The organism is Nocardiopsis protaetiae, assembly GCF_045446735.1.
Lineage (GTDB): Bacteria > Actinomycetota > Actinomycetes > Streptosporangiales > Streptosporangiaceae > Nocardiopsis > Nocardiopsis protaetiae.
Genome location: NZ_JBJJBV010000441.1, coordinates 1 through 3,493 on the forward strand (window position 1 = coordinate 1; position 3,493 = coordinate 3,493).

Annotated in this window: 4 protein-coding genes; all 4 read left to right on the forward strand. The window is 67.9% G+C overall.

Going from position 1 to position 3,493, the window contains the following annotated elements; genetic code table 11:
- The first annotated feature begins 295 nt into the window (after positions 1 to 295).
- The 4 genes from ACJOT3_RS33520 (at position 296) to ACJOT3_RS33535 (ending at position 3,488) form a co-directional block, all read left to right on the forward strand.
- Complete coding sequence (locus tag ACJOT3_RS33520) at positions 296 to 940, forward strand: DUF4352 domain-containing protein (RefSeq protein WP_406977148.1); 645 nt, start codon at positions 296 to 298, stop codon at positions 938 to 940.
- Between the two features lie 308 nt (positions 941 to 1,248).
- Positions 1,249 to 1,833, forward strand: coding sequence for a DUF4352 domain-containing protein (locus ACJOT3_RS33525; RefSeq protein ID WP_406977149.1), 585 nt, complete (start codon positions 1,249 to 1,251; stop codon positions 1,831 to 1,833).
- Between the two features lie 60 nt (positions 1,834 to 1,893).
- Positions 1,894 to 2,463 (forward strand): DUF4352 domain-containing protein, encoded by a 570-nt coding sequence (locus tag ACJOT3_RS33530; RefSeq protein ID WP_406977150.1) that lies wholly within the window; start codon positions 1,894 to 1,896, stop codon positions 2,461 to 2,463.
- A 173-nt stretch (positions 2,464 to 2,636) separates the two neighbouring features.
- Positions 2,637 to 3,488 (forward strand): amidohydrolase family protein, encoded by an 852-nt coding sequence (locus ACJOT3_RS33535; RefSeq protein ID WP_406977151.1) that lies wholly within the window; start codon positions 2,637 to 2,639, stop codon positions 3,486 to 3,488.
- Positions 3,489 to 3,493: the final 5 nt, after the last annotated feature.

Consider the following 3,493-nt stretch of genomic DNA (forward strand, 5'->3'; position numbering starts at 1 on the left):
TGTTCCGGAGTCTGGAGGATTTGGAGCGGGTGATCAACGCGCATCTGCGTCTGGTGCGCAAGCGCACCGATCTGCTGCGGGGGTTCATCGAGTCGGTCGGCTTGGAACCCTCACCGTTTCCGTCAACCGCATAATCAAAGATCAGTATTCATAGGAATTTTCTGGTCTCTGGGCTTTCTTCAGTGAATCTTTGAACGGGTTCCCCGGTTTTTCCGTTTCTCATGGGCGATCCTTGAACAAGGGCCGAGTGGTCAGCGGAGCACCGGTTCCCCGCCTTTTCGTGAGGAGCGCGTCCATGTACGAGCGGCCGCCGAGCGGGCCACAGCAGCCCTGGGGGCAACCCCCGCAGCCCCAGAGGAACTGGCCCTGGGTGCTTCTGGGCTGCGGGATCGCCGCTCTGCTGGTTCTCATCCTGATGGTCGCGTGCACGGCCTCGTTCTTCGGCAGCGTCCTGAGCCCTTCAGGGGCGGGCTCCGGCGGGCCCGGGACCTCCGAGGGCGTCTCGGAGGACCCCGATGCCCCGGATGACGGCGACGGTGGCACCAGCGCCGAAGGTGAGAGCCAGGCCGTGGGGATCGGTGAGCCCGGCACCATCGGCAACTGGCGGATCACCGTCGATTCGGTGGAGACCTCTCCCACGTACGGCGACGGATTCTCCCTGGAGGAGGCCCAGGGCGAGTTCCATCTCGTCGGCTTGACCGTCGAGAACGTCGGCCAGGAGGGCGATCGCTTCTCCGAGGACGATCTGGCCCTGGTCGACACGGACGGAGACAGGCACGAGGCCACTTCCTCGCTCGTCGACGAATCCCTGTCCTACGAACAGGTCAACCCCGGGAACCGGGTGACGGGCACGGTCGCTTTCGATCTTCCGGAGGGATCGGAGCCCACCTCCCTGGAGGTTTACGGGTCCGGTGCGCCGCTGGAAATCCTCCTGGATTGACAGGCGGCCGCCTCAGGGCACACGAAGGCCGTTGAGCTTTTTCGCGTGCAGAACCGCTCCGGCTGCGCCGGAGCCGATCCGGGCATTCTCGGGAGAACAGGATCGATTTTTCGTGGCTTGGGAAGCCCGGATGTGTTCCGGTTGCTCCTGTGGATGAGATATTCACAGGAATTTTCTCGGCTCTGGAATGTTCTTCGGTGATTTTTTGAGTGATCGACCCATTTTTTCGGCTGCGGGCGGGTGATCCTTGTATTAAGGGCCGAGGAATCGATGGCCGATCGATCCCTCCTTTTTCGAAGGAGCGCATCATGTACCAGCAACCACCGGGCGGACCGCAGCAGCCCTGGCAGCAGGGGCAGCCTCCTCCGCGGAAGAAGAAATGGCCCTGGGTGCTGCTCGGCTGTGGGATTGCGGCCCTGCTGGTCATCGTCTTGGCGGTCGCGTGTACGGGGGCGTTCTTCTCCGCGTTCACGGGCACCTCGGAGGACGGCTCCGGCGAGTCCGGGACCGCCCAGGAGGCCTCTGTCGGTCTGGGGGAGCCCGTCGATCTGGGGCAGTGGCGGGTCACGGTCGAATCTGTTGAAACAGAGACGAACTATGACGAAACGAGCCCCCAAGGCGAGTTCAAGGTCGTGGCGCTGACCGTCGAGAACATCGGTACCGAATCGACGACCTTCGACAGCGGTGCGCTGTCCCTCATCGACGCCGACGGGAACACGCATTCGTCGTCGGCGTCGGTGAGCGACGACTCCCTGTTCCTGGAGCAGATCAACCCCGGGAACCAGACGTCCGGGACCGCTGTTTTCGACGTGCCCGAGGGAACCGAGATCACGGCCGTCGAGGTCCAGGACACCTTCTCATTCGAGGACCCGGTCACGATCCGGGTCGACTGAGGCGACCGGCGTTTCCACGACCACGAAAGGGTGGGTAGGCCATGTGTGCTCGCGAACCGCATGACACGGCGTTCCGGAGGGTGTTCATGGGGGGGCGCGGCGTGCGTCCTGGTCCTCGCGACGGCGGCCTGCGGCGGGTCGCCCACGGAGACGGTCGGCGACGAGGTCGGCACGGAGAGCGGGGGCGGGGACTCCGGTGAGGACAGCGGAGATGACGCGGGAGGCGACGAGGACTCCGCGGACTCGGTCGGGGTCGGGGAGCCGGGGACCATCGGCCAGTGGGAGGTCACGGTCAACGGCACCGAGACCGCGGCCACCTACGGTGACGAGGAGTTCATGCAGGAGGAGGCCCAGGGCGAGTTCGTGATCGTCGACATGACGGTGTCCAACACCGGGACCGAGGCGACGACCTTCGACGAGTCCGGGGTGACCCTCATCGACGGCGAGGGCAACTCCCACTCGGCGGGGTCGATGATGAGCGAGGACTCGCTCTTCCTCGAACAGATCAATCCCGGCAACGAGGCCTCCGGCGACGTGGTCTTCGACGTCCCAGAGGGCACCGAGCCGGCGTCCCTCGAGGTCGAGGACATGCTCTCGTTCGAGGAGCCGCTGGTCATCTCGCTCGACTGACCGGCCGGGCGGTGAAGAGCCGCCGGAGGGCCCCACAGGGGTCCGCCGACGGCTCTTTGCATATTTCTGGCTTGGCGTCAAGGCCAACCTTTGCACCCAAAAGGTCGACTATCTACTAGCGATCTATTGTCTACAATTTGGGGGTCCGGATGTCCAGAGCGAGGAGTACCCCCGTGCAGACCTCTTCCACGCCGCCTGGGGCGGTCGACGCCCACCACCACTTCTGGCCCGCGGGCGTGCGCCCGGCCGACCCGCGGACGGCCGTGCTCGACCGTGAGTTCACCCCCGCCGACCTGGAGCGTGAGCTGGTCGGGAGCGGCATCGGGCGCACGGTCCTGGTCCAGTGCGCGGCCGGTCCCGGGGAGAACGACCGGCTCGCCGCGTACGCGGCGGGGTTCGCGCCGGTCGGCGCGGTCGTGGCCTGGCTGCCCCTGGACGACGCCGACGCCGCGGGGCGGGAGCTGGCGCGGGTGCGCGCGCTGACCCCGCTGGTCCGGGGCTTCCGGGCGGCCGTGCCGCCGGACGTCCGGGCCGACGGCGCTCTGCTGCGGGCGATGGCGGTCGCGCGGGCGGCCGGGCTGGTGTGGGAGATCGTGGTGACTCGTGAGTCCCACGTCCGGCTGGTGGAGGAGGTGGCCGCCGCCCACCCGGACTTGCGGATCGTCGTGGACCACCTGGCCACGCCGCCGCTGGGCCGCCCCGACCCCGGAACGTGGGGGGAGTGGATCGCCCGGCTGTCCGCGCGGCCCTCGGTCGCGGTCAAGGTCTCGGTCGGGGGAGACGTGCTGACCGGATGGGAGTGGGTGCACGAGCACCTGGTCCCCTACGTCGGGCGGGCCCTGGAGGCCTTCGGCCCGGAGCGGGCGATGCTGGCCGGGAACTGGCCGGTCGTCCGGCTCGCCGCCGACCACGCCACCGCCTGGCGGTCGCTGCGCGCGGCCGTCGCCGCCACCGGGGCCTCGGCCGCCGAGCGCGCCCGGGTGGAGGGGGGCACCGCCCGCCGCTGGTACGGGATCACGGGGTAGGAACG

What these genes read in the sequence shown, in the direction of transcription:
- ACJOT3_RS33530 (WP_406977150.1), top strand. Translation starts at nt 1,894, where the DNA reads ATGACACGGCGTTCCGGAGGGTGTTCATGGGGGGGCGCGGCGTGCGTC.
- ACJOT3_RS33525 (WP_406977149.1), top strand. Translation starts at nt 1,249, where the DNA reads ATGTACCAGCAACCACCGGGCGGACCGCAGCAGCCCTGGCAGCAGGGG.
- ACJOT3_RS33520 (WP_406977148.1), top strand. Translation starts at nt 296, where the DNA reads ATGTACGAGCGGCCGCCGAGCGGGCCACAGCAGCCCTGGGGGCAACCC.